The organism is Vogesella mureinivorans (genome assembly GCF_007644035.1).
Classification (GTDB): domain Bacteria; phylum Pseudomonadota; class Gammaproteobacteria; order Burkholderiales; family Chromobacteriaceae; genus Vogesella; species Vogesella mureinivorans.
Genome location: NZ_VMTV02000791.1, coordinates 200,010 through 223,238, shown reverse-complemented (window position 1 = coordinate 223,238; position 23,229 = coordinate 200,010). Strand labels below are relative to the sequence as shown.

General features: G+C 60.7%; 19 protein-coding genes. 6 read left to right on the top strand and 13 right to left on the bottom strand.

What is annotated here, in order from left to right:
* Positions 1–270: 270 nt before the first annotated feature.
* The 6 genes from FLQ44_RS19335 to FLQ44_RS19310 all read right to left on the bottom strand — a co-directional run bounded on the left by FLQ44_RS19335 (position 271) and on the right by FLQ44_RS19310 (position 7,293).
* Positions 271–1,131: a pirin family protein gene (locus FLQ44_RS19335; protein WP_147695676.1), complete on the bottom strand. Its 861-nt coding sequence runs from the start codon at positions 1,129–1,131 to the stop codon at positions 271–273.
* Between the two features lie 10 nt (positions 1,132–1,141).
* Positions 1,142–1,987, bottom strand: coding sequence for a pirin family protein (locus FLQ44_RS19330; protein WP_147695675.1), 846 nt, complete (start codon positions 1,985–1,987; stop codon positions 1,142–1,144).
* Between the two features lie 176 nt (positions 1,988–2,163).
* A complete protein-coding gene (locus FLQ44_RS19325; RefSeq protein WP_147695674.1) occupies positions 2,164–3,576 on the bottom strand; it encodes an EAL and HDOD domain-containing protein in 1,413 nt (470 codons plus the stop codon).
* A gap of 39 nt (positions 3,577–3,615) precedes the next feature.
* Complete coding sequence (gene aroC, locus FLQ44_RS19320) at positions 3,616–4,716, bottom strand: chorismate synthase (protein WP_147695673.1); 1,101 nt, start codon at positions 4,714–4,716, stop codon at positions 3,616–3,618.
* A 171-nt stretch (positions 4,717–4,887) separates the two neighbouring features.
* Entirely contained in the window at positions 4,888–5,913 is a 1,026-nt protein-coding gene (gene tdh / locus FLQ44_RS19315; protein ID WP_147695672.1) for an L-threonine 3-dehydrogenase, read from the bottom strand.
* Positions 5,914–6,093: 180 nt separating this feature from the next.
* Positions 6,094–7,293, bottom strand: a complete 1,200-nt coding sequence (locus FLQ44_RS19310; RefSeq protein ID WP_147695671.1) for a glycine C-acetyltransferase — start codon at positions 7,291–7,293, stop codon at positions 6,094–6,096.
* Positions 7,294–7,469: 176 nt separating this feature from the next.
* Here FLQ44_RS19310 and FLQ44_RS19305 point away from each other — a divergent pair, with 176 nt between their 5' ends.
* A complete protein-coding gene (locus tag FLQ44_RS19305) occupies positions 7,470–7,658 on the top strand; it encodes a hypothetical protein (RefSeq protein WP_147695670.1) in 189 nt (62 codons plus the stop codon).
* A 48-nt stretch (positions 7,659–7,706) separates the two neighbouring features.
* Here the strand turns inward: FLQ44_RS19305 and hemB are convergent, their stop codons facing one another.
* From hemB to grpE, 6 genes are all read right to left on the bottom strand, one after another.
* A complete protein-coding gene (gene hemB, locus FLQ44_RS19300) occupies positions 7,707–8,708 on the bottom strand; it encodes a porphobilinogen synthase (RefSeq protein ID WP_147695669.1) in 1,002 nt (333 codons plus the stop codon).
* Positions 8,709–8,833: 125 nt separating this feature from the next.
* On the bottom strand, positions 8,834–9,058 hold the full coding sequence (locus tag FLQ44_RS19295; protein ID WP_147695668.1) for a hypothetical protein: 225 nt from the start codon (positions 9,056–9,058) through the stop codon (positions 8,834–8,836).
* A gap of 67 nt (positions 9,059–9,125) precedes the next feature.
* The gene (locus FLQ44_RS19290) at positions 9,126–10,616 is read right to left on the bottom strand and encodes an alanine/glycine:cation symporter family protein (protein WP_147695667.1); all 1,491 of its coding nucleotides are present in this window, start codon (positions 10,614–10,616) and stop codon (positions 9,126–9,128) included.
* A gap of 265 nt (positions 10,617–10,881) precedes the next feature.
* Positions 10,882–12,003 (bottom strand): molecular chaperone DnaJ, encoded by a 1,122-nt coding sequence (gene dnaJ / locus FLQ44_RS19285; RefSeq protein ID WP_147682824.1) that lies wholly within the window; start codon positions 12,001–12,003, stop codon positions 10,882–10,884.
* A 232-nt stretch (positions 12,004–12,235) separates the two neighbouring features.
* Positions 12,236–14,146: a molecular chaperone DnaK gene (dnaK, locus tag FLQ44_RS19280; RefSeq protein ID WP_147695666.1), complete on the bottom strand. Its 1,911-nt coding sequence runs from the start codon at positions 14,144–14,146 to the stop codon at positions 12,236–12,238.
* A 126-nt stretch (positions 14,147–14,272) separates the two neighbouring features.
* Complete coding sequence (grpE, locus tag FLQ44_RS19275; RefSeq protein ID WP_147695665.1) at positions 14,273–14,803, bottom strand: nucleotide exchange factor GrpE; 531 nt, start codon at positions 14,801–14,803, stop codon at positions 14,273–14,275.
* A 417-nt stretch (positions 14,804–15,220) separates the two neighbouring features.
* Here grpE and aceA point away from each other — a divergent pair, with 417 nt between their 5' ends.
* Entirely contained in the window at positions 15,221–16,519 is a 1,299-nt protein-coding gene (gene aceA, locus FLQ44_RS19270) for an isocitrate lyase (RefSeq protein WP_147695664.1), read from the top strand.
* 198 nt (positions 16,520–16,717) lie between these two features.
* On the opposite strand, the gene bcaP is transcribed toward aceA, so the two are convergent.
* Positions 16,718–18,112 carry a branched-chain amino acid transporter BcaP gene (bcaP, locus tag FLQ44_RS19265; protein WP_147695663.1) on the bottom strand — a complete coding sequence of 465 codons (1,395 nt, stop codon included), beginning with the start codon at positions 18,110–18,112 and terminating at the stop codon, positions 16,718–16,720.
* A 534-nt stretch (positions 18,113–18,646) separates the two neighbouring features.
* Between bcaP and aceB the strand changes: the two genes are divergently transcribed.
* The 4 genes from aceB (at position 18,647) to FLQ44_RS19245 (ending at position 23,222) form a co-directional block, all read left to right on the top strand.
* Complete coding sequence (gene aceB / locus FLQ44_RS19260; RefSeq protein ID WP_147695662.1) at positions 18,647–20,242, top strand: malate synthase A; 1,596 nt, start codon at positions 18,647–18,649, stop codon at positions 20,240–20,242.
* A 228-nt stretch (positions 20,243–20,470) separates the two neighbouring features.
* Positions 20,471–21,439, top strand: coding sequence for an ABC transporter substrate-binding protein (locus tag FLQ44_RS19255; RefSeq protein WP_147695661.1), 969 nt, complete (start codon positions 20,471–20,473; stop codon positions 21,437–21,439).
* 89 nt (positions 21,440–21,528) lie between these two features.
* The gene (locus FLQ44_RS19250; protein WP_147682808.1) at positions 21,529–22,428 is read left to right on the top strand and encodes an ABC transporter permease; all 900 of its coding nucleotides are present in this window, start codon (positions 21,529–21,531) and stop codon (positions 22,426–22,428) included.
* On the top strand, positions 22,428–23,222 hold the full coding sequence (locus tag FLQ44_RS19245; RefSeq protein ID WP_147695660.1) for an ABC transporter ATP-binding protein: 795 nt from the start codon (positions 22,428–22,430) through the stop codon (positions 23,220–23,222). Before FLQ44_RS19250 ends, FLQ44_RS19245 begins: the two co-directional genes overlap by 1 nt.
* Positions 23,223–23,229: the final 7 nt, after the last annotated feature.

Here is a 23,229-nt window from a genome sequence, read left to right as displayed (position 1 = left end):
CTAAATCTTTGCAGTGCAAGTATTTGGCTTAGCCAGACACTTACACCTATCGGTTATTTGGTCTGTTAAAGAGCGGTGCTGACTGGCTTGTTTCGTTTGCGTCGTCAGCTGAGAAGGCGAACTATACCCAGACAGCCAAAACCCGTCAACACTTACCCCGCAATAAACTGCAAGTATTTGCTTAAGGTGTTGATTTGCAACGGCACCAAAAAGCAAAAAAGTTGGCCGCAGGCGGCCAACTTGCTGAGGTGTAATGTGCCAGCCGATGGATCAGGGCAGCGGAATAAACTCGCTTTCGCCATTTACCATGGCAAAAGGGCCATTGGCCCAGTCGTCACGCGCCTGCTGCAGGCGGCTACGGTCGCTGGCCACGAAGTTCCAGTCCAGATAACGCGGTCCGTCCAGCGGGGCGCCACCAAACAGTACACCGCTGGCGCCTGCTGATGTGCTGATCTGGCTGGCTGTGTCACCGAGCACCACCAGCTCGCCCGCCTGGATGGTTTCGTCCCCGATCTGCACGCTGCCATCAAACAGGTACAGGCCACGCTCTGCTACATGAGTCGGCAGGGTGAGGCTGGCACCGGCGGCCAGCTGCCAGGAGAGATAGAGTGTGGGGGCAAAGGTGCGTACCGGCGACTGATGGTTGGCCGCATGGCCTATCAGCAGCTGTAGCTGGGCACCGCCTTCTTGCCAGACGGGCAGTGCGCTGGCGGCGTAGTGATGAAAGGCGGGCTCGCAGACCTCGTCGGCTTGCGGCAGCGCCAGCCACATTTGCAGGCCTTCAATGGCCTGGCCAGCTTGGCGCACATCGGCTGGCACCCGCTCGGAGTGCACGATGCCGCGCCCGGCCACCATCAGGTTTATGTCACCCGGCGTGATACGCTGCGCGGTACCCAGGCTATCGCGGTGCATCATGGTGCCCTGGCGCAGAAAGGTGACGGTGGCCAAGCCGATGTGCGGGTGCTGGCGGACATCGCCGGCCGTGCCTTCTGCGGCAAAGTGTGCCGGGCCCATATGGTCGAGAAACACAAAAGGCCCGATGCTGCGGGTACCGATGGCCGGCAGCAGGCGGCGTACGATGAAGCCGATGTCTTTGCTGGCGGGCTGTATACGGCGGACGATGTCGTTCATGGTGGATTCCTCAGGCCAAGCGGCCTTGCTGGTAATCGTCAAACGCTTGCTCTAGCTCGGCGCGGGTGTTCATGACAAAGGGGCCGTACTGGGCAATGCTTTCATTGAGCGGCTGGCCGGATAGCACCAGTACGCGGGCCCCCTCGGCTGTGGCGAGCGACACGCCCTCCCCTTGCGCCGACAGGATGGCCATATGGCCGGCGCTCACCGCACGGCCTACCACCTCCAGGCTGCCTTGATACACATAGATGAAGGCATTGTGGCCCGGCTCGATGGCAACATCCAGCTGCTGCCCCGCCGGCAGGCTGATGTCCAGATACAGCGGCTGGGTATCGGGCTGCTGGATGCTGCCTGCCTGCTCACCGTAGTGGCCAGCGATGACCTTGACGCTGATGCCATGCTCCAGCTGCAGCAGCGGAATGTTGGCCGCAGGGATGTCCTGGTAGGCAGCAGGAATCATCTTGCGGGCGCCGGGCAGGTTGATCCACAGCTGAAAGCCGTGCATCAGGCCTTCTTCCTGTTCGGGCATTTCGGAGTGGATGACCCCGCGCCCGGCGGTCATCCATTGCACGCCACCCGGGCCGAGCAGGCCTTCGTTACCGCCGCTGTCGCGATGGCGCATACGGCCGGCCAGCATATAGGTAACGGTTTCGAATCCACGATGCGGGTGCGGCGGGAAGCCGGCGATATAGTCGCCCGGGTTGTCGGAGCGAAACTCGTCCAGCATCAGGAAGGGATCGAGCCGGCGCTGCAGGTCTTGCGTGAGCACGCGCTTGAGTTTGACACCTGCGCCGTCGGCGGTGTCCATGCCGCGCACCAGACGCTCTACCTGACGGGATGCGAAAACGCTGCTCATCACTGACTCCTTGCTTGATTGCTGATAGCGACAATATACAAACATGGCCGTGCTGATAAAAGATTAAAAAACTGCCAAGGCCTTTCAAATATTCCGAGCAAGCCAGCGGCATGGCGGCCAACATGAAAAACACCGCACAAGGCGGTGTTTGGCGTAGCGGGCGGGGCGGGGCAGACTCAGTCTGCGTTTTGCCCCAGGATTTCCTGCGCCCACACCATGGCGTCCAGGTGGATGCGGTTTACGTCTTCCGCGTCCAGCTTCAGCATGCGGGCCAGGGTGGTCATGCGCTCGTGGTTGTCTTGCTCGGCCGAGATGGCCAGCGCCAGGTAAGGCGCAAACAGGCCATGCTGGTTCAGCAGCGCATCAATCACCGTGGGTGGCAGCTCAAGCGGCGACAGCGCATCGGTGAGCTCGACCTGCATCAGCGAATCCAGCAGCGAGAACATGCCGGTGAGGAACAGGTGCTCGCACTCCAGCTTGTGATTACCGCCCTGCTGCCCCAGCGCCTCCATGAAGCGGGCGCGGAACAGCGAGCGCTCCAGCAGCGCCAGCGAGCGACCATCTTCGCTCTTGCGGGAAGTAAACAGCAGCATGGTCAGCCATTTGAACAGCGACTCGCGCCCCAGCAGCATCAGCGACTCTTCAATGGTCATGACTTTGCGCGACAGGCCGTTCATCGGCGAGTTGATAAAGCGCAGCAGTTTGAACAGCAGGACCGAGTCCAGCTTGAACTGCGCGTCGATCTCGCGGCTTTCGGCACCGGCGCGCAAGAGGCGCATGATTTCCAGCACGCGCATCTGGCTGGCATCGGCCTTGGCATTGGGCACCGGGTGGAAGTTGGTGAGGAAGCTACCCTGGTACAGCGCAAAGCGCTTGGCCGCCCCCGGTGTTTTCACACACACGTCAAACTCTTCCGCCGAGCCGATATTGCGTGCGTACCAGCGCGCCGCCGGGTACTTGCCTGGCAGCTGGTCCATAAAGGGTGCCAGTACTTCGTCTGCCGGGGCGGCAAAGTCCATGATCAGCATGTCCATGCGCGACAGCAGCTCGTCCTGCAGCGGCGGGGGCAACACGCTATGGCCAAACAGCGCCGGCTCGATGGCAAAACGGCGGCCGGCGGCGCGATGCGCGTCGATTTTGCTGATGGTGTCGGCGGTCACCGGCTCGTCCATGGCCGGGTTCAGCACAAAAATCACGCGCTCGGCCGGAAAGCCTTCCAGCGCCGGGTCGCCCAGCGAAATGGTAGAGATATGCACCAGCGCACGGCGGAAGGCCAGCAGGCGGAACACATCCATATTGATGAGCGTGCTGATCATCAGGCGGTCGAACTGCGACCACTGGCTGGCGCTGGATTCACGGCGCTTGACCGCATCGCGCACCATGAACTCGTAGGCCACCACACGCAGCTGCATATCGTGCAGCGGCTGGTGCGTGACAAAACCCAGCGTGTGCGGCAGCACCGGCGCCGGGCTAGCCGCAGCCTGGCTGGCGGGCTGTGCCTTGCCTGCCCCCGGCGCGGTGCCGGGCTCGTTGGCCGCCTGCGGCGTGTCGTCTTTGCGGGACAGCTTGTCGAACAGGTTCTTGAACATGGTCAGGCATCCATCAGGGTGCGATAGGTTAATGTCAATTTAGCCGATGCTGCCGGGGATGCGCGGGGTGTCTACACGCACGTCGCCGCACTGCGCGCGGTGGCGTAGCGCATGGTCGATCAGCACCAGGGCCAGCATCGCCTCGGCGATGGGGGTAGCGCGAATGCCCACGCACGGGTCGTGGCGGCCGTGGGTTTCTACCAGGATGGCTTCACCGGCCTTGTTGATACTGCGGCGCGGCTGGGCGATGGACGAGGTCGGCTTGATGGCCATGGATACTTCGATCTGCTGGCCGGTAGAGATACCGCCCAGAATGCCGCCGGCGTGGTTGCTGGCAAAGCCTTCGGGCGTGAGCTCGTCGCCGTGCTCGCTGCCACGCTGGGTAACGCAGCCAAAGCCGGCGCCAATTTCCACGCCTTTCACCGCATTGATATTCATCATGGCGTAGGCGATGTCGGCGTCCAGGCGGTCGTAAACCGGCTCGCCCCAGCCTACCGGCACATTATCGGCTACCACGCGCAAGCGGGCGCCCACCGAGTCCAGGCTCTTGCGGATACTGTCCATATAGCTTTCCAGCTGCGGCACCACGCAGTCGTCGGCGGCGAAGAAGGGGTTGGTGTCTACGTGATCCCAGCTCTTGAACGGGATGGCCACGTCGCCGATCTGCGTCATGTGGCCGCGAATCACAATGCCGAACTGCTCGCTCAGCCACTTCTTGGCAATAGCACCGGCCGCCACGCGCACGGCGGTTTCACGGGCCGAGGAGCGGCCGCCGCCACGCGGGTCGCGGATGCCGTACTTGTGCCAGTAGGTATAGTCGGCGTGGCCGGGGCGGAAGGTGTCGGCGATATTGCCGTAGTCTTTGCTGCGCTGGTCGGTGTTGCGGATCAGCAAGGCGATGGGCGTGCCGGTGGTTTTGCCCTCGTACACGCCGGACAGGATCTCGACAGCGTCCGGCTCGCGGCGCTGGGTAACGTGGCGGCTGGTGCCGGGTTTGCGGCGGTCCAGTTCCAGCTGGATATCGGCTTCGGTCAGCGCCAGCCCCGGGGGGCAGCCATCCACAATGCAGCCGATTCCCGGGCCGTGGCTCTCGCCAAAAGAGGTAACAGTAAACAGCAAACCCATGCTATTGCCAGACATCGCTTTATCCCTGAATTCTTGTGTGATCTCACCCGATTCTAGCATGGCTGGCTAGCGTTCGAGCGCCCGCCCTGCCGCTGGCCGGCAGAAGGTTGGCCGCAGCATGCTGATAAAACAAAACCCGGCCGTAGCCGGGTTCGATAAGCCATGCACGAGGTTTCGTGCCCGTGCTTACTGCCAGTCCAGAATCACCTTGCCGCTCTGGCCAGACAGCATGGCGGCAAAGCCGGCTTCGAAGTCGTCCACCTTGAAGTGGTGGGTCACAATCGGGGTGATATCCAGACCAGACTGGATCAGCGCCACCATCTTGTACCAGGTTTCGAACATCTCGCGGCCGTAGATACCCTTGATCTCCAGGCCCTTGAAGATGACCTGGTTCCAGTCGATGGAGGTGTTGGCCGGCGGGATACCCAGCAGCGCTACCTTGCCGCCGTGGTTCATCACGTCCAGCATCTGGCGGAAGGCGTGCGGGTTGCCGGACATTTCCAGGCCCACGTCGAAGCCTTCGGTCATGTGCAGTTCCTGCATCACGGTTTTCAGGTCTTCGCGGCCAACGTTCACGGCGCGGGTGGCGCCCATCTGGCGTGCCAGCTCCAGGCGGTAATCGTTCACGTCGGTAATCACCACGTGGCGTGCACCCACGTGCTTGGCGATGGCTACCGCCATGATGCCGATGGGGCCGGCACCGGTAATCAGCACGTCTTCGCCTACCAGGTTGAAGCTGAGCGCAGTGTGCACGGCGTTGCCGAACGGGTCGAAGATAGACGCCAGGTCGTCGGAAATGTCGTCCGGAATCGGGAAGGCATTGAACGCCGGGATCACCAGGTATTCGGCAAACGCGCCTTCGCGGTTCACGCCCACGCCGGTGGTATTGCGGCACAGGTGGCGGCGGCCGGCGCGGCAGTTACGGCAGTAGCCGCAGGTGATGTGGCCTTCGCCGGAAACGCGCTGGCCAATGGTGAAGCCCTGTACTTCCGAGCCCATGCCGGCCACCACGCCCACGTACTCGTGGCCCACGTGCATGGGTACCGGAATGGTTTTTTGCGCCCAGTCGTCCCAGTTCCAGATATGGATATCGGTACCGCAGATGGCGGTTTTGGTGATCTTGATCAGCAGGTCGTTATGGCCCACTGCCGGCATTGGTACATCGGTCATGCTCAGGCCGGGGGCGGCCTGCAGTTTGGCGAGTGCTTTCATGTCAGTATCTCTTCAGGTCGCCACAAGCTCCGGCAAACCCCTGGCCACGAACCCCACGAAAAACACGAACTGCCGCTTTGTCATGCGCTTTGCGCAGAATGGCAGGCTTTGTCTGTGTTTGTAGCGGGGGCGGTAGCTAGGCGTTCGTGTCCTTTCGTGGAACTCGTGGCCAATCAATAATCAAATCACGCCCAGTTTGCGGCCAACCTTGATGAAGGCGGCAACCGTGTGCTGCACCTGGTCCAGCGTGTGGCCGGCAGACATCTGCGTGCGGATGCGCGCCTTGCCCTTGGGTACCACCGGGTAGGAAAAGCCGGTGACAAATACGCCTTCGTCCAGCAGGGCGGCGGCCATATCGCCGGCCAGTTTGGCATCGCCCAGCATCACCGGAATGATGGGGTGCTGGCCCGGCACCAGCGTAAAGCCGGCCTCGCTCATGGCGCTGCGGAAGTAATCGGCATTGCGCTTGAGCTGGGCGCGCAGCGTGTCGCCTTCTGCGGTTTGCAGGATCTGCAGCACTTTCAGGCTGGCGGCGGTAATGGCCGGGGCCAAGGTGTTGGAAAACAGATAGGGGCGCGAACGCTGGCGCAGCAGATCCACGATAGGCTGACGCGCCGACACATAACCGCCGGATGCGCCGCCCAGCGCCTTGCCCAGCGTGCCGGTGTAGATATCCACCCGGTCGGCCACGCCGCACAGCTCGGGGGTGCCGGCGCCGCTGTCACCGATAAAACCTACCGCGTGCGAATCGTCCACCATCACGATGGCACCGTAGCGCTCGGCCACGTCGCACAGGGTTTTCAGGTCGGCGATGATGCCGTCCATGGAAAACACGCCGTCGGTGACCACCAGCTTGAAGCGCGCGCCAGCGGCGTCGGCGGCTTGCAGCTGGGTTTCCAGGTCGGCCATATCGTTATTCTTGTAGCGGAAGCGCTTGGCCTTGCACAGGCGCACGCCGTCGATGATGGAGGCGTGGTTCAGCTCGTCCGAGATCACCGCGTCTTCTTCGGAAAGCAGGGTTTCGAATACGCCGCCGTTGGCGTCAAAGCAGCTGGAATACAAGATGGTGTCGTCGGTGCCCAGAAAGCCGGAAATCGCCGCTTCCAGGTCTTTGTGTACCTGCTGGGTACCGCAGATAAAGCGTACCGAGGCACAGCCGTAGCCGTAGTCGTCCAGGCCTTGCTTGGCCGCTGCAATCAGGCGGGCGTCGTCGGCCAGGCCCAGGTAGTTGTTGGCGCAGAAGTTCAGCACGTCACGGCCACCACTCAGGGTGATACCGGCGCGCTGCGGGGTAGCAATCACACGCTCGGGCTTTTCAAAACCGTCGGCACGGATTTGCGCCAGCGTGGTTTGCAGATGGGCGAGGTAGGTCGGGTTCATGGGCGATTCCTGGTGTGTGGCCGCTGCGCTGGAAGCACATGTCAGCAATGTTTCTGTCACCATTCTAGACCCCTGCCCGCCATATTATCAGGGACAGTTTCGCGCGATTTTCCGGGGGTGAGTGTTACCGTGCCGTGCGACAATAGCCGGCTGTTGATCGCCCTGCCCGTTCTACCGTGAGCCAGCCCGCCCCTACCCCGCAGTGCCGCCACTGCCAGCACTACTACATTACGCACGATGTGCGCTTTCCCTACGGCTGCCGTGCCATGCAGATCAAAAGCAAGCGCACGCCGACGCTGGATGTACTGGAAGCTACCGGCCGCCAGTGCGTGATGTTTGCCGCCAAAGCGGCGCGCCAGCCATAAAAAATGCGGCCAGGGTTGGCCGCATTGCATGTCAGGGCGTGCGATAGCTTAAGCGCGGCGAATCACCCGCGCGGCGTCCAGTGCGTAATAGGTAAGAATGCCGTCGGCACCGGCGCGCTTGAACGCCAGCAGGCTTTCCATCATGCATTTTTCTTCATTGAGCCAGCCGTTTTGCACGGCGGCTTTCAGCATGGCGTACTCGCCGGACACCTGATAGGCGTAGGTGGGCACCTTGAAGGTGTCCTTGATGCGGCGAATCACGTCCAGGTAGGGCATGCCGGGCTTGATCATCACCATGTCGGCGCCTTCTTCCAGATCCATCGCCACTTCGTACAGCGCTTCGTCCAGGTTGGCCGGGTCCATCTGGTAGGTGTATTTGTCAGCACTGCCCAGGTTGGCCGCCGAGCCGACTGCGTCGCGGAACGGGCCATAAAAGGCAGACGCGTATTTGGCGCTGTACGCCAGAATCTTGGTGTGGATAAAGCCTTCGTCTTCCAGCGCGCTGCGGATGGCACCGATGCGGCCGTCCATCATGTCGGACGGGCCCAGCACGTCGGCACCGGCGGCGGCGTGGCACAGCGCCTGCTGCACCAGAATTTCGGTGGTTTCATCGTTCAGCACGTAGCCGCTATCGTCCAGCAGACCATCCTGGCCGTGTACGGTATACGGGTCCAGCGCCAGGTCGGTCATGATGCCCAGCTGCGGGAAGCGCGCTTTCAGTGCACGCACCACGGTGGGAACCAGGCCGTCGGGGTTGTAGGCTTCTTCGCCGGAGTTATCTTTGCCGGTTTCGATGACCGGAAACAGCGACAGCATGGGAATGCCCAGCGCCACGGCTTCGGCGGCGGTGTCCAGCAGTTTGTCCAGGCTCTGGCGCTTGACGCCGGGCATGGAGGCTACCTCTTCCTCGCGGCCCTCGCCTTCCAGTACAAATACCGGGTAGATCAGGTCGTTGGTGGTCAGCACGTTTTCACGCATCAGGCGGCGGGAAAAGTCATCACGGCGCATGCGACGCAGGCGGGTAGCGGGAAAGTAGCGATTGGCAAACATGAAGGTCTTTCAGCAAGAGGTGTCAGGACGGGCATGAAGATAGCAAAGCTAAGACCAGGCTGACAGCACTAGTTCAATACGATTTGCGGCAGCACAAGTTGGCCGCACTGCGGCCAACCCTGCACCTAGCGCTGTTCGGGCGGCGTGTCTTCTGCGGCGGGGGCCGCTTCGCCGGGGCGGCGATACAGGCTGCCATCCTTGCTGGACGGCGCATAGGTACCGGGCAGCACGCCGGGCGGCAGCTTGCCATCGCCGGTCTTGCGCGACATGCGCGCCAGCGTGGCAATCACGGTGCCCACCGGGGCAACAATCATCAATACCCAGAACCAGGTGGAATGCAGCAGATCCATACAGGCCTCAAATAAAAAAACGCCGGGTTTCCCCGGCGTGATGGTGTAGCGGATTGCGGCAAGGATATCAAACCTTGTCGTATACCGGTTGGCCGCCATGCTTGCGCTCGGCTGCCAGATTGTCTTCTGCCTGGTTGCCGGTCCAGTAGTCGGCATTCTTGATACCCAGTTTTTCCGGGTGGAACACCGGGTCCAGGCCCTGTGCTTTTTGTGCTTCGTAGTCGCGCAGCGCAATAAAGGCCGGCTTTTGCAGCATCAGGATGGCGGCAATGTTCATCCATGCCATGATGCCCACACCGATATCGCCCAGGCCCCAGGCCAGGTCGGCGGTTTTCACGGTGCCGTATACCACGGTAGCCATGATGCCCACTTTCAGCACCAGGGTCAGCCAAGGGCGGTTTACCTTGCGGTTCAGGTAGGCAATATTGGTTTCGGCGATGTAGTAGTAGGCAATGATGGTGGTGAAGGCAAAAAAGAACAGTGCCACAGCCACAAACACGCTACCAAAACCCGGCATGATGTTTTCCATGGCGGTTTGCACGTAGCCCGGGCCCGCAGCCACACCGGCAATACCGGTAAACATGGCCTGGCCATCCGGGCCTTGTACGTTGTACTGGCCGGTAATCAGCAGCATGAAAGCGGTAGCCGAGCACACGAACAGGGTATCCACATACACCGAGAATGCCTGCACCAGACCTTGCTTGGCCGGGTGCGATACCGCAGCGGCAGACGAGGCGTGCGGGCCAGTACCCTGGCCGGCTTCGTTAGAGTACACGCCACGCTTCACGCCCCACTGGATCGCCAGACCCAGGATGGCGCCAAAGCCGGCGTCCATACCGAAGGCACTCTTGATGATCAATGCCAGTACGCTTGGCAGCTGGTCGATATGCAGGGCAACAACCACGCAGGCCACAATGATGTAAGCCAGCGCCATGAACGGCACCACGATCTCGGCAAACTTGGCAATGCGTTTTACACCGCCAAAGATAATGAAGCCCAGCATCAGCGCCAGAATCGCAGCGGTGACATTCGGGTCAATACCCAGTGCTTTTTCCAGGCCGGCACCAATGGAGTTGGATTGCGTACCCGGCAGCAGCACGCCGCAAGCAAAGATGGTGGCAATGGCAAAGACGATAGCGAAGGGCTTCATGCCCAGGCCTTTTTCAATGTAGAAAGCCGGGCCACCACGGTACTCGCCATTGATCTTTTCTTTGTAGATCTGGCCCAGGGTCGATTCGACAAAGGCCGAGCTGGCACCCAGGAAGGCTACCATCCACATCCAGAAAATGGCACCAGGGCCGCCGAAGGTGATAGCCGTAGCCACACCGGCAATGTTACCGGTACCCACACGGCCAGCCAGCGTCATGGCCAGAGCCTGGAATGGCGAGATACCACTACTATCGCTCTTGCCGTCAAACATCAGGCGGATCATCTCGCCAAAGTGGCGTACCTGTGCAAAGCGGCTACGGATAGAAAAGTACAGGCCCACACCCAGGCAAAGGAAAATCAGCCCTTTGCTCCAGATCCAGCCGTTCAGAAAATCTACGAGTTCCTGCATGTTTGCTCCTTTGATGTCAGGTATTTGCTTTCCCACAAAGCCGGCAGCCTGGTCAGTGGCTACCGCATCGCGCAGGTCGTAACCGCCTGCTTTGCGAAGCCGCAACCATACTGAAACAAAACCTGTAGAGCTAGATGCCTGGATACATTAACCATTATTTGTCAGACAATCGCCGCTGCACGCACGATGATTGCCCAAAAAGAAAAAAACGCACCGCGGGGAAACCCTCACGGTGCGTCTTGGCCACAACAATATATCGATAAGCTTAGCCGAAGAAATCCTTCAGCTTGTCCACAAACGACTTGGCTCGCGGGGTGTGGGTAGCCACATCGCCCTGGCTGATGGCCTCGAATTCACGCAGCAGCTCGCGCTGGCGCTCGGTCAGGTTCACCGGTGTTTCCACCACCACATGGCACATCAGGTCGCCAACATCGCTGCCACGCACCGATTTCACGCCCTTGCCACGCACGCGATAAACACGGCCGCTTTGCGTTTCGGCAGCAATTTTCACCTTCACCATGCCGTCCAGCGTAGGGATTTCCACCTCGCCACCCAGCGCGGCAATGGTAAAGCTGATCGGCATTTCGCAGTGCAGGTCTTTGCCGTCGCGCTCGAACACGCTGTGCTTCTTGACATGAATCACCACGAACAAGTCGCCCGACGGGCCACCGTTCTGGCCTGGCTCGCCCTCGCCGGACAGGCGGATGCGGTCGCCCTCGTCCACACCAGCCGGAATCTTCACATTCAGCGTTTTGTGGGTCTTTACCTGCCCAGCGCCGTGGCATTTATGACACGGGTCGGTAATCTGCTTGCCGCTGCCATGGCAGGTGGGGCAGGTTTGCTGGATGGAAAAGAAGCCCTGGCTCATGCGTACCTGGCCGTGGCCGCCGCACGTGGTGCAGGTCTTGGGCTGGGTGCCCGGCTTGGCGCCACTGCCGTGGCAGACGTCGCAGTTTTCGTGCGAAGGAATGCGGATCTGCTTTTCGCAGCCGCGCGCCGCTTCTTCCAGCGACACTTCCATGTTGTAGCGCAGGTCGGAGCCACGGTACACATTGCTGCGCCCGCCACGGCCACCCCCGCCGCCGCCAAAGATATCGCTGAAAATATCGCCAAAATCAAAGCCGCCAAAGCCCTGGCCACCGCCGCCCATACCGGCTTGCGGGTCCACGCCGGCATGGCCGTACTGGTCGTAGGCGGCGCGCTTTTGCGGGTCGGACAAGATCTCGTAGGCTTCCTTGCCTTCCTTGAACTTGTCTTCTGCTTCCTTGCTGTCCGGGTTACGGTCCGGGTGGTACTTCATCGCCAGCTTGCGATAGGCCTTCTTGATGTCGTCGTCCGACGCATCACGATTGACGCCCAGTACCTCGTAGAAATCCTTTTTCGCCATGCTGTATCACCCTAGCGCCAACCGGCAGGTTGGCCGCATTGCTGGCAAACCCCTGCCCACATGCAGGAGCCTGCTTCTGAAAAGAAGGGCTACACACCGTGCCGGGCCGTGTACTTGCGCGCACCGCCGGGCCGTTTGCTGCAGCCTGCGGCCAACCTTTGGCTTGGCCGCCCATCAAGGAAAAGGCACAGCGCCCCCGAAAGGGCCTGTGCCTTGCCGTTATCGCAGAAGCTTACTTCTTCACTTCTTCGAATTCGGCGTCTACGACGTTGCCGTCATCTTTCTTGCCATCAGCCTGTGGCTGGGCAGTGGCGCCTTCGGCACCTTTGTCGGCGTACATGTGCTCGGCCAGTTTGTGCGAGGCCGTCATCAGCGCTTCAACCTTGGCATCGATGGCTTCCTTGTCGTCGCCGCCGATCACTTCTTCGGCTTCTTTCAGCGCGGCTTCGATAGCGGATTTTTCGTCAGCCGAGATCTTGTCGCCGTATTCGGTCAGCGATTTTTTCACGCTGTGAATCAGGCCTTCACCCTGGTTGCGGGCCTGGACCAGTTCGGACAATTTCTTGTCTTCTTCGGCGTTCAGCTCGGCATCGCGCACCATTTGCTGGATTTCGTCTTCGGACAGGCCGGACGAAGCCTGGATGGTGATGTTGGCTTGCTTACCAGTAGCCTTGTCTTTGGCAGACACGTGCAGGATACCGTTGGCGTCGATGTTGAACTCCACTTCGATCTGCGGTACGCCACGCGGTGCCGGCGGGATATCACCCAGGTTGAACTGGCCCAGCGACTTGTTGGCCGCGGCTTTTTCACGCTCGCCTTGCAGCACGTGGATGGTCACCGCGGTCTGGTTGTCGGCGGCGGTGGAGAACACTTGCGACGCTTTGGTCGGGATGGTGGTGTTCTTCTGGATCAGCTTGGTCAGGATGCCGCCCATGGTTTCGATACCCAGCGACAGCGGGGTCACGTCCAGCAGCAGCACGTCTTTACGGTCGCCCGACAGCACGGAACCCTGGATGGCAGCGCCAACGGCTACGGCTTCGTCCGGGTTCACGTCACGGCGTGGCTCTTTGCCGAAGAAGGCTTTTACCGCTTCCTGTACTTTCGGCATACGGGTCTGACCACCCACCAGAATCACGTCGGTGATGTCGGCCAGCGATACGCCTGCGTCTTTCAGTGCCACTTTGCACGGCTCGATGGAGCGCTGTACCAGCTCGTCCACCAGGCTTTCGAACTTGGCGCGGGTAATCTTCATAGCCAAGTGTTTCGGGCCGGTGGCGTCCATGGTGATGTACGGCAGGTTCACCTCGGTCTGGGTGGCGGACGACAGCTCGATCTTGGCTTTTTCAGCGGCTTCTTTCAGGCGCTGCAGGGCCATCACGTCGTTTTTCAGATCGATACCTTGTTCTTTCTTGAACTCGGTCACGATGTAGTCGATCACGCGCTGGTCGAAGTCTTCGCCGCCCAGGAAGGTGTCACCGTTGGTGGCCAGCACTTCAAACTGGTGCTCGCCGTCTACGTCGGCGATCTCGATGATGGAGATATCGAAGGTACCACCGCCCAGATCGTATACGGCGATCTTGCGGTCACCTTCCTGCTTGGCCAGGCCAAAGGCCAGCGCAGCAGCGGTCGGTTCGTTGATGATGCGCTTTACGTCCAGGCCGGCAATACGGCCGGCGTCTTTGGTGGCCTGACGCTGGCTGTCGTTGAAGTAAGCCGGTACGGTAATCACGGCTTCGGTCACTTCTTCGCCCAGGTAGTCTTCGGCGGCTTTTTTCATCTTGCGCAGCACTTCTGCAGAGATCTGCGGCGGGGCCAGTTCCTGGTCGCGTACTTTTACCCAGGCATCGCCGTTTTTGGCGCGCATGATCTCGAAAGGCATCATGTCGATGTCTTTCTGCACTTCTTTGTCTTCAAAACGATGGCCAATCAGGCGCTTCACCGCGTACAGGGTGTTTTTCGGGTTGGTTACCGCCTGACGCTTGGCCGGTGCACCTACCAGGATCTCGCCGTCTTCCATATAAGCAATGATGGAAGGGGTGGTACGTGCGCCTTCGGCGTTCTCGATTACTTTCGGGTTGCCGCCTTCGATTACGGCCACGCACGAGTTGGTTGTACCCAGGTCAATACCGATAATTTTGCCCATGACTGGCTATTCCTTTCGTCAAACTTTGTCTCTTAAACCGCCGCGGGGTTGGCCGCAGCGGCCTGTTGTTCTGTCAGATATTGGCTATCGCCACAATTTCAAGAGGGACTCACACCACGCTGGCCTTCAGGCTTTGGGCTTGGCCACCACCACCATGGCCGGGCGCAGTACGCGGTCGGCAATCAGGTAGCCTTTTTGCATCACGCGCACCACGGTATTGGCTTCGGCTTCCGATTCCTCGGTGCTGATGGCCTGGTGTTTGTGCGGGTCCAGCTTTTCACCTAGCGGGCTGATCTCGGTGATCTGGCCTTTCTCGAAAGCGGCGCTCAGCTGCTTCAGGGTCAGGTCTACGCCAAACTTGAGTGTTTCAAACTGGCCGGACTGATCCAAAAGTGCCATTTCCAGGCTGTCTTTTACCGCCAGCAGTTCGGAGGCGAACTTCTGGGCGGCAAATTTCTGGGCGTTCACCACATCATCGGCAGCACGGCGGCGTACGTTTTCGGTTTCGGCCCGTGCACGCAGATACTGCTCTTTCAGTTCTGCAACTTCGGCTTCCAGTGCAGCGACGCGGGTTTCTGCGGTATCTGCCGCGTTGTCATTCGGGGTCTGGCCCTGATCAAGCACTTCTTCTGCTTGGATATTCTGATTTTCCTGCATGACGCTTCCATTTGGCTGAAGTCAAAAAGACCTTTTGCAGATAGGGGCATCGTGGTGGATTTCAAGCCCCCTGCTGCTGGCTTTTCCATGCGCGCTTCTTTGCCATTCTTTTCGCAAGCGCACCAAAACAAGCGTTCGAATCGGTTCGTTTGCGTGCATGATTGTTACCAATTGAAAACAAAGGATTTTTTTTTGCTGCACTGCACACTTCCGGTTTTTTTTATGCTTAAATGTTTCCACAACAGCGCTACTGCACGGCCCGCCAGCCCCTTACCCGGGGCGGTTTCCGGCAGCCAGAGCCACCCCCAAATCCGGTGGCGGTAAGACGCAGAAAGGCCGGAACACCGGCCCGCATCAAGAGAAACTGGGAGTGCCGGCTTACCGGCAAAACGAAACTATCAAAGTGAAGGGTTTACCATGACTACTCGCGAACAACGCATCGCCGCCATTCAACACGACTGGGATACCAATCCGCGCTGGAAAGGCATCAAACGCGGTTACTCCGCTGCTGATGTAGAGCGTCTGCGCGGCTCGCTGCAAGTGGAGCACACCATTGCCCGTGCTGGCGCCGAGAAGCTGTGGAATCTGGTGAACAACGAGCCGTACATCAACTGCTTGGGCGCGCTCACCGGCGGCCAGGCCATGCAGCAAGTCAAAGCTGGCATCAAGGCCATCTACCTGTCCGGCTGGCAAGTTGCCGCCGACAACAACGAATACGCCGCCATGTACCCGGACCAGTCGCTGTACCCAGTTGACTCGGTGCCGAAAGTGGTAGAGCGCATCAACAACGCTTTCACCCGCGCTGACGAAATCCAGCACTCCAAAGGCCTGGAAAAAGGTGCGGCCGGTTTCGTAGACTACTACGCCCCGATCGTAGCCGATGCCGAAGCCGGTTTCGGTGGTGTACTGAACGCCTACGAACTGATGAAAGCCATGATCCGCGCTGGTGCTGCCGGCGTGCACTTTGAAGATCAGCTGGCTTCCGTGAAAAAATGTGGCCACATGGGCGGCAAAGTACTGGTACCGACCCAGGAAGCCGTGCAGAAACTGATCGCTGCCCGTATGGCTGCCGACGTATACGGCGTGCCTACCCTGGTGATCGCCCGTACCGATGCCGAAGCTGCCGACCTGCTGACCAGCGACTACGACGAAAACGACAAGCCGTTCCTGACTGGCGAGCGTACTGCCGAAGGCTTCTACAAGACCAAAAAAGGTCTGGAACAAGCCATCAGCCGCGCCGTAGCCTACGCCGAATACGCTGACCTGGTATGGTGCGAAACCGGTACCCCGGATCTGGAATTCGCCCGCCGCTTCGCCGAAGCCGTGCACGCCAAACACCCGGGCAAAATGCTGGCCTACAACTGCTCGCCTTCCTTCAACTGGAAGAAAAACCTGGACGATGCCACCATCGCCAAGTTCCAGCGCGAGCTGGGCGCCATGGGCTACAAGTACCAGTTCATCACCCTGGCTGGTATCCACAACATGTGGTACAACATGTTCGATCTGGCACAAGACTACGTGGCACGCGGCATGTCCGCCTACGTGGAAAAGGTACAGGAGCCAGAGTTCGCTGCACGCGACCGTGGCTACACCTTCGTATCGCACCAGCAGGAAGTGGGCACCGGCTACTTCGACGACATCACCACCGTAATTCAGGGTGGCAAGTCTTCGGTTACTGCACTGACCGGCTCTACCGAAGAAGAGCAGTTCCACTAAGCTTTACGACATCAAACGGCGACTCGACCCCGCCGTCTGCGTCAAAAACCCCCGTCATCCGACGGGGGTTTTTCTTTTCTGCGCTGCGGCCAACTATCGCCATCGGCAATAGCAAGCCGGCCCCAGCCCAAGACAAACAAAACCCCCGTACGTGGACGGGGGGTTTGTTTGGGTCAGCTTACTGTCTTGCCGTCAGCATCAGGCTTTGTGCAGCAGCGAACGCTGGCGCGAGTAGCCAAAGTACACCACCAAACCAATCAGCAGCCACACCACAAAGCATACCCAGGTCAGCCAGGACAGCTGGCTCATCAGGAATACGCAAAACACGATGGCCAGTGCCGGTACGTAGGGCACGCCCGGGCAGTGGAACTTGCGTGGCAGGTTCGGTTCGCGCTTGCGCAGCACGATGATGGCGGCAGCAATCAGCGAGAACGCCGCCAGGGTGCCGATATTCACCAGTTCGGCCAGCGTGCCCAGTGGTACGAAACCGGCGATCAGCGCAATGATGGTGCCAATCAGCCAGGTTGCCTTGTACGGGGTGCCGTATTTCGGGTGCACGTCGCTGAAAATCTTCGGCAGCAGGCCATCACGCGACATGGCAAACAGGATGCGGGTCTGGCCGTAGGTCATCACCAGAATCACGGTCAGCATGCCCAGAATCGCGCCCAGGTCGACAAAGCCGGCAAACCAGTCCAGCTTGGCCACTTGCAGGGCCAGCGATACCGGGTGATCGATACCCTTGAACTGCATGTACGGCACAATGCCGGTCATGATGGCCGATACCACCACGTACAGCAGCGAGCAGATACCCAGCGACCACAACACGCCACGCGGAATGTCCTTGTCCGGGTTTTTTACCTCTTCGGCGGCACACGTTACCGCGTCAAAGCCCAGAAAGCTGAAAAACACGATGGCCGCACCATGGAATACGCCATCCATACCGTAAGGCAGCGCCGGGCTCCAGTTGGCCGGTTTCACGTGCCATACCGCCACGCCGATAAACACCAGCACCACCGCCACCTTGATCAGCACCACCACGTTGTTCACGCGTTTGGATTCTTTAATACCGAACGCCAGCAGCGCGGTCACCAGCATGGCAATCACAAAGGCCGGCAGGTTGAATACGGTGTCCACACCTGGGCGCGCACCTGCAGCAGCGGTCAGCGCATCAGGCAGATGCACACCAAAGCCGGCCAGCAGGCTCTGGAAGTAGCCAGACCAGCCTACCGATACCGCCGAGGACGCCAGCAGGTACTCCAGCATCAGATCCCAGCCGATGATCCACGCCACCAGCTCGCCCAGCGTGGCGTAAGCGTAGGTGTAGGTAGAGCCGGACACCGGCAGCATGGCGGCAAACTCGGCGTAGCACAGGGCGGCAAAGCCGCAGGCAATGGCGCCGATAATAAAAGACAGTACCAGGCCGGGGCCGGCTACCGTGGCACCGGTGCCGGTCAGCACAAAAATGCCGGTGCCGATAATGGCGCCAATACCCAGCATGGTCAGGTCAAATGCCGACAGCTCCTTGCGCAGCCCCCCGGCGCTTTGCGATGCGGCCATCATCTGATGGACGTCTTTTTTGCGTAACAAACTCATTCTCTTGTCCCTGCCCGGCCTAATGAAAACGCGCTCTCGTGGAGCGCGTAAGCAGCCAGATTTGTCAGTGTTGTTGTGGTCCACGTGGCGCCCACCTGTGTCAGGCTGGCGCGCAAGGGCGCGACTATGCCGCAGGGCCATGCGCGTTTTCAAGCCGCAGCGTGGCTGCGCCACATTGGATACAGACTCCAATACACAGCAAGGCGCCAGGTCTATGCCAAAGCATCGCCAAGCCGTGCAGCATTCCACCCTGATGCTGTGCAAATCAGGCACAACACTGTCCGATAGGGCAGTCACTGCTATTTTGTTTCAATAAGTAGGCCAAAATAGCGCCAAGTGCCATTGCATGCCGGAACAATGCACAAAATGTGGCCGCAGCGTAGCCAAACCGCCGCCGCTTTTATTGCCATAAAAGTAAAAAATGTTATCGATTTTTACGCCTGTTTCATTACCGGCCTTACAAGTACACTGGCAAAAACTGGTGCCGGGTTCGCACGCCACGCGGCCATGACACCGTCAAAAACGGAGAGAGACATGGCGTTGCAGCTGCCGCAAGGCGTGGAAATACTGGCCCCGGTAAAACCGGCTCATGAAGCGCTGTTCAGTCATGACGCGCTTAACTTCATTGCCAGCCTGCACCGGCAGTTCGATACCCGGCGGCGTAGCCTGTTGCTACAGCGCCAGCAGCGCCAGGCCCAGCTGGACGCCGGCTACCTGCCCGACTTTCTGCCCGACACACGAGCCATCCGCGATGGCGACTGGCAAATTGCGCCGCTGCCCGCCGACCTGCAGGACCGCCGGGTAGAAATCACCGGCCCGGTAGAGCGCCGCGCCATGATCAATGCCATGAATGCCGGCGCCAGCTGCTTCATGGCAGATTTCGAAGACGCCACCAGCCCCGGCTGGGACAATATCGTGAGTGGCCACCAGAACGTGAGCGATGCCTGGCGCGGCACGCTGAGCTACCACAGCCCGGAAGGCAAGCACTACCAGCTGAACCCGGCCCCTGCCACGCTCATGGTGCGCCCACGCGGCTGGCACCTGGCCGAAAAGCACCTGCGCGTTGATGGCCAGCCCGTCAGCGCCGCCCTGTTCGACTTTGGCCTGAGCTTTTTTCACCACGCCAGCGCCCTGCATGCCGCCGGCAAAGGCATCTACTACTACCTGCCCAAGCTGGAAAACCACCACGAAGCCGCCTTGTGGAACGACGTGTTTGTGGCCGCACAGGCCGCACTGGGCCTGCCCACCGGCACCATTCGCGCTACCGTGATGATCGAACACATTCTGGCGGCGTTCGAGATGCATGAAATCCTGTACGCCCTGCGCGAACACAGCGCCGGGCTGAATGCCGGGCGCTGGGACTACCTGTTCAGCTGCATCCGGGCGTTTTGCCAGGCGCGGCACTTCTGCCTGGCAGACCGCGAGCGCATCAGCATGACCGTGCCATTCATGCGTTCCTACGCCCTGCTCTTGCTCAAGACCTGCCACCAGCGCGGCGCACCAGCCATTGGCGGCATGTCGTCACTGGCCCCCAACAAACACGATCCGGCGGCCAACGACCAGGCTATGGCGGCGATCTACCAAGAAAAACAGCGCGAAGCGCGCGACGGCTACGATGGCAGCTGGGTAGCCCACCCCGCGCTGGTACCGCTGGCGCTGGATGCCTACCGCAGCGTACTGGGCGATGCGGCCAACCAGCTGGGGCGCCAGCGCGACGACGTGCACATCAGCGCGGCAGACCTGCTGAACTTCCAGCCCGAAGCCCCCATTACCGAGCAAGGCATCCGCAACAATATCAGCGTGGGCATACAGTACCTGGGCGCCTGGATGAGCGGGCGCGGCTGCGTGCTGATTCACCAGCAGCTGGAAGAAGCCTCCACCGCCGAGATTGCCCGCGCGCAGCTATGGCAGTGGGTGCACAGCCCCAAGGGCTACCTGGAAGATGGCCGCAAAATCAGCCTGAGCCTGGTGCGCAGCCTGGCCGCCGACGAAATAAACCGGCTACACGCCGAATACGGCAGCCGCTGGAGCCGCCATTTTGACGATGCCGCCCTGCTATTTGACCTGCTGGTGAGCAGCGAGGAATTTATCGATTTCTTTACGCTGCCCGGGGCCGAGTATCTGGACTAAGCGGCGGATGAAATAAAGCCACTACATAATTCGCCAGCATTCACCCCCTGCGGCCAACCTTGTTGGCCGCATTCTTTTTGTGCACGCACCAAGTTGGCACATTCTACTTTTTGAATACAATATTTGGAATATTATTGCTTTGCACAATCTGAAAGCCCCGGCGCTTTGCCATATCATTGCGCAAATACCGCATTACACAACACCCTGTCACGCCCCGGAGCTAGCAAGATGAGCATGATTGCCCGCCGTACCCTTCTGGCTGCAGCACTGGCTGCCAGCCTGCCGCTGTTTGCCCACGCCGCCGAGCAAAAATCGGTAGCCGTTACCGCCATCGTGGACCACCCGGCACTGGATGCCGCGCGCAAGGGCATTGAAGACGAGCTGAAAGCTGCCGGTTTCGAGCCGGGCAAACAGATCAAATACCAATACCAGAGCGCACAAGGCAACCCGGCTACCGCCGCGCAGATTGCCAAGAAATTCGTCGGTGATGCCCCGGACGTGATCGTGGCCATCGCCACCCCTAGCGCCCAGGCCGCCGTGGCCGCCACCCGCAGCATTCCTGTGGTGTTTACCGCCGTAACCGACCCAGTAGCCGCCAAGCTGGTACCGAGCTGGAAGCCTTCCAAAACCAACGTTACCGGCGTGTCCGACAAGCTGGCACTGGCCCCGCAGCTGGACCTGATCGCCAAGATCAAGCCGGGTGCCAAGCGCGTGGGCATGGTGTATAGCCCGGGCGAAGTGAACTCGGTGGTGGTGGCCAAAGAGCTGAAAGCCGAGCTGGCCAAGCGCGGCATGAGCCTGGTAGAAGCCCCCGCCCCGCGTACCGTGGACGTGGCCCCGGCCGCCAAGAACCTGATCGGCAAGGTAGACGTGCTGTACACCAGCACCGACAACAATGTGGTGTCTACCTATGAGTCGCTGGTAGCCGTGGCGCAACAGGGCAAGCTGCCACTGGTAGCGTCGGATACCGACTCGGTAAAACGCGGCGCGATTGCCGCCCTAGGCCAGAACTACTACGACATCGGCCGCCAGACCGGCAAGCTGGTGGTGCGCATCCTGAAAGGTGAAAAAGCCGGTGCCATTGCACCGCAAGTGGGCGAGAAACTGTCGCTGAGCCTGAACCCGGCTGCCGCACAGAAACAGGGCGTTACCCTGAGCCCGGCACTGCTGAAAGAAGCCACCGACACCGTGAAGTAAGCCCGTCAGGTTGGCCGCACACCCTGCGGCCAACCTGCCACCCTATCGCGCAGCCACGAGCTGCGCGTTGCCATTGAAAGACCCGCATCATGACCCTGATCGCCCTGATGGGTGCCCTGGAAATCGGCCTGATCTTCGCCCTGGTGGCGCTGGGGGTGCTGATTTCCTTCCGCATTCTCGACTTTCCCGACCTGACCGCCGACGGCAGCTTCCCGCTGGGCGGTGCCGTGGCGGCCACACTAATTGCCGGTGGGCACGACCCGTGGCTGGCCTGCGGCGTGGCCGCGCTGGCTGGCGCCGCCTCTGGCTGGCTGACGGCCTGGCTGAATGTACGCCTGGGCATCTTGCAGCTGCTGGCGTCCATTCTGGTGATGATTGCGCTGTATTCGATCAACCTGCGCATCATGGGTGCGCCCAATATGCCGCTGATCGGCAGCCCCACCATTTTCAGCCCGTTTATCGGTGACAATTTCGACATTGCCTGGCAGGTACAGCCGGCCATGTTGGCCGCACTGATCGTGGTCGCCAAGCTGGGGCTGGATGTGTTCTTTGCCTCGCAAGCCGGCCTGGCCATGCGCGCCACCGGCGCCAACGCCCGCATGGCGCGTGCCCAGGGCATTGCCACCGAACGCATGGTGCTGGCCGGCATGGCGCTGTCCAACGCGCTGATTGCCGTGGCGGGTGCCCTGTATGTGCAAACCCAGGGCGGGGCAGATGTCTCGATGGGCGTGGGTACCATTGTGGTCGGCCTGGCCGCCGTGATTATTGGCGAAACCCTGTTGCCGTCGCGCACGCTGTGGGTCATTACCCTGGCCACCGTGCTGGGTGCCCTGCTGTACCGCCTGCTGATTGCGCTGGCACTGAACGCCGACTTTATCGGCCTGCAGGCGCAAGACCTCAACCTGATTACCGCACTGCTGGTGGGCTTTGCCCTGGTACTGCCCAAGCTGAAGGCCAAGCTGGCCCGTAAACCCGGAGGAGCCCGCTGATGCTGCGCGCCGATACGCTGTTCAAAACCTTCAACCCCGGCACGCCGATCGAAAACCCGGTGCTGCGTGGCCTGTCGCTGCAGATCGACAGTGGCCAGTTTGTCACCGTCATCGGCAGTAACGGTGCCGGTAAATCCACCTTCCTGAACGCGCTGGCCGGCGACGTGATCGTGGATAGCGGCAGCCTGCACATTGATGGCAAAGACGTGACCCGTACCCCGGGCTGGCAGCGCGCCGGGCTGGTAGCCCGCGTGTTCCAGGACCCGATGGCCGGCACCTGCGAAAACCTCAGCATCGAAGAAAACATGGCACTGGCCTACTACCGTGGCCGCAAGCGCGGCTTTGGCCCGGCGCTGAACCGCAGCCTGCGCGAGCTGTTCCGCGACAAGCTGGCCACGCTGAAGCTGGGGCTGGAAAACCGCCTGCCAGACCGCATGGGCCTGCTGTCCGGCGGCCAGCGCCAGGCGGTAAGCCTGCTGATGGCCAGCCTGCAGCCGTCGCGCATCCTGCTGCTGGATGAGCACACCGCCGCGCTGGACCCGAAAACCGCCGCCTTCGTGCTGGAGCTGACCGACCGCATCGTGCACGAGAACCAGCTTACCGCGCTGATGGTGACACACTCCATGCGCCAGGCGCTGGACCACGGCCACCGCACGGTGATGCTGCACCAGGGCCGCGTGGTACTGGACGTAGCGGGGGAAGACCGCAGCCGCATGCAGGTCACCGACCTGCTGGCGATGTTCGAAAAAACCCGTGGTGAAGCCATCGACGACGACGCGCTGCTGCTAGGCTGATCGCCGC

Coding starts and splice junctions, on each gene's coding strand:
- tdh (WP_147695672.1), bottom strand. CDS start 5,913: ATGAAAGCACTCGCCAAACTGCAGGCCGCCCCCGGCCTGAGCATGACC.
- bcaP (WP_147695663.1), bottom strand. CDS start 18,112: ATGAGTTTGTTACGCAAAAAAGACGTCCATCAGATGATGGCCGCATCG.
- FLQ44_RS19290 (WP_147695667.1), bottom strand. CDS start 10,616: ATGCAGGAACTCGTAGATTTTCTGAACGGCTGGATCTGGAGCAAAGGG.
- FLQ44_RS19335 (WP_147695676.1), bottom strand. CDS start 1,131: ATGAACGACATCGTCCGCCGTATACAGCCCGCCAGCAAAGACATCGGC.
- grpE (WP_147695665.1), bottom strand. CDS start 14,803: ATGCAGGAAAATCAGAATATCCAAGCAGAAGAAGTGCTTGATCAGGGC.
- aceB (WP_147695662.1), top strand. CDS start 18,647: ATGGCGTTGCAGCTGCCGCAAGGCGTGGAAATACTGGCCCCGGTAAAA.
- FLQ44_RS19245 (WP_147695660.1), top strand. CDS start 22,428: ATGCTGCGCGCCGATACGCTGTTCAAAACCTTCAACCCCGGCACGCCG.
- FLQ44_RS19325 (WP_147695674.1), bottom strand. CDS start 3,576: ATGTTCAAGAACCTGTTCGACAAGCTGTCCCGCAAAGACGACACGCCG.
- FLQ44_RS19295 (WP_147695668.1), bottom strand. CDS start 9,058: ATGGATCTGCTGCATTCCACCTGGTTCTGGGTATTGATGATTGTTGCC.
- FLQ44_RS19310 (WP_147695671.1), bottom strand. CDS start 7,293: ATGAACCCGACCTACCTCGCCCATCTGCAAACCACGCTGGCGCAAATC.
- FLQ44_RS19250 (WP_147682808.1), top strand. CDS start 21,529: ATGACCCTGATCGCCCTGATGGGTGCCCTGGAAATCGGCCTGATCTTC.
- dnaK (WP_147695666.1), bottom strand. CDS start 14,146: ATGGGCAAAATTATCGGTATTGACCTGGGTACAACCAACTCGTGCGTG.
- FLQ44_RS19255 (WP_147695661.1), top strand. CDS start 20,471: ATGAGCATGATTGCCCGCCGTACCCTTCTGGCTGCAGCACTGGCTGCC.
- FLQ44_RS19330 (WP_147695675.1), bottom strand. CDS start 1,987: ATGAGCAGCGTTTTCGCATCCCGTCAGGTAGAGCGTCTGGTGCGCGGC.
- aroC (WP_147695673.1), bottom strand. CDS start 4,716: ATGTCTGGCAATAGCATGGGTTTGCTGTTTACTGTTACCTCTTTTGGC.
- hemB (WP_147695669.1), bottom strand. CDS start 8,708: ATGTTTGCCAATCGCTACTTTCCCGCTACCCGCCTGCGTCGCATGCGC.
- aceA (WP_147695664.1), top strand. CDS start 15,221: ATGACTACTCGCGAACAACGCATCGCCGCCATTCAACACGACTGGGAT.
- dnaJ (WP_147682824.1), bottom strand. CDS start 12,003: ATGGCGAAAAAGGATTTCTACGAGGTACTGGGCGTCAATCGTGATGCG.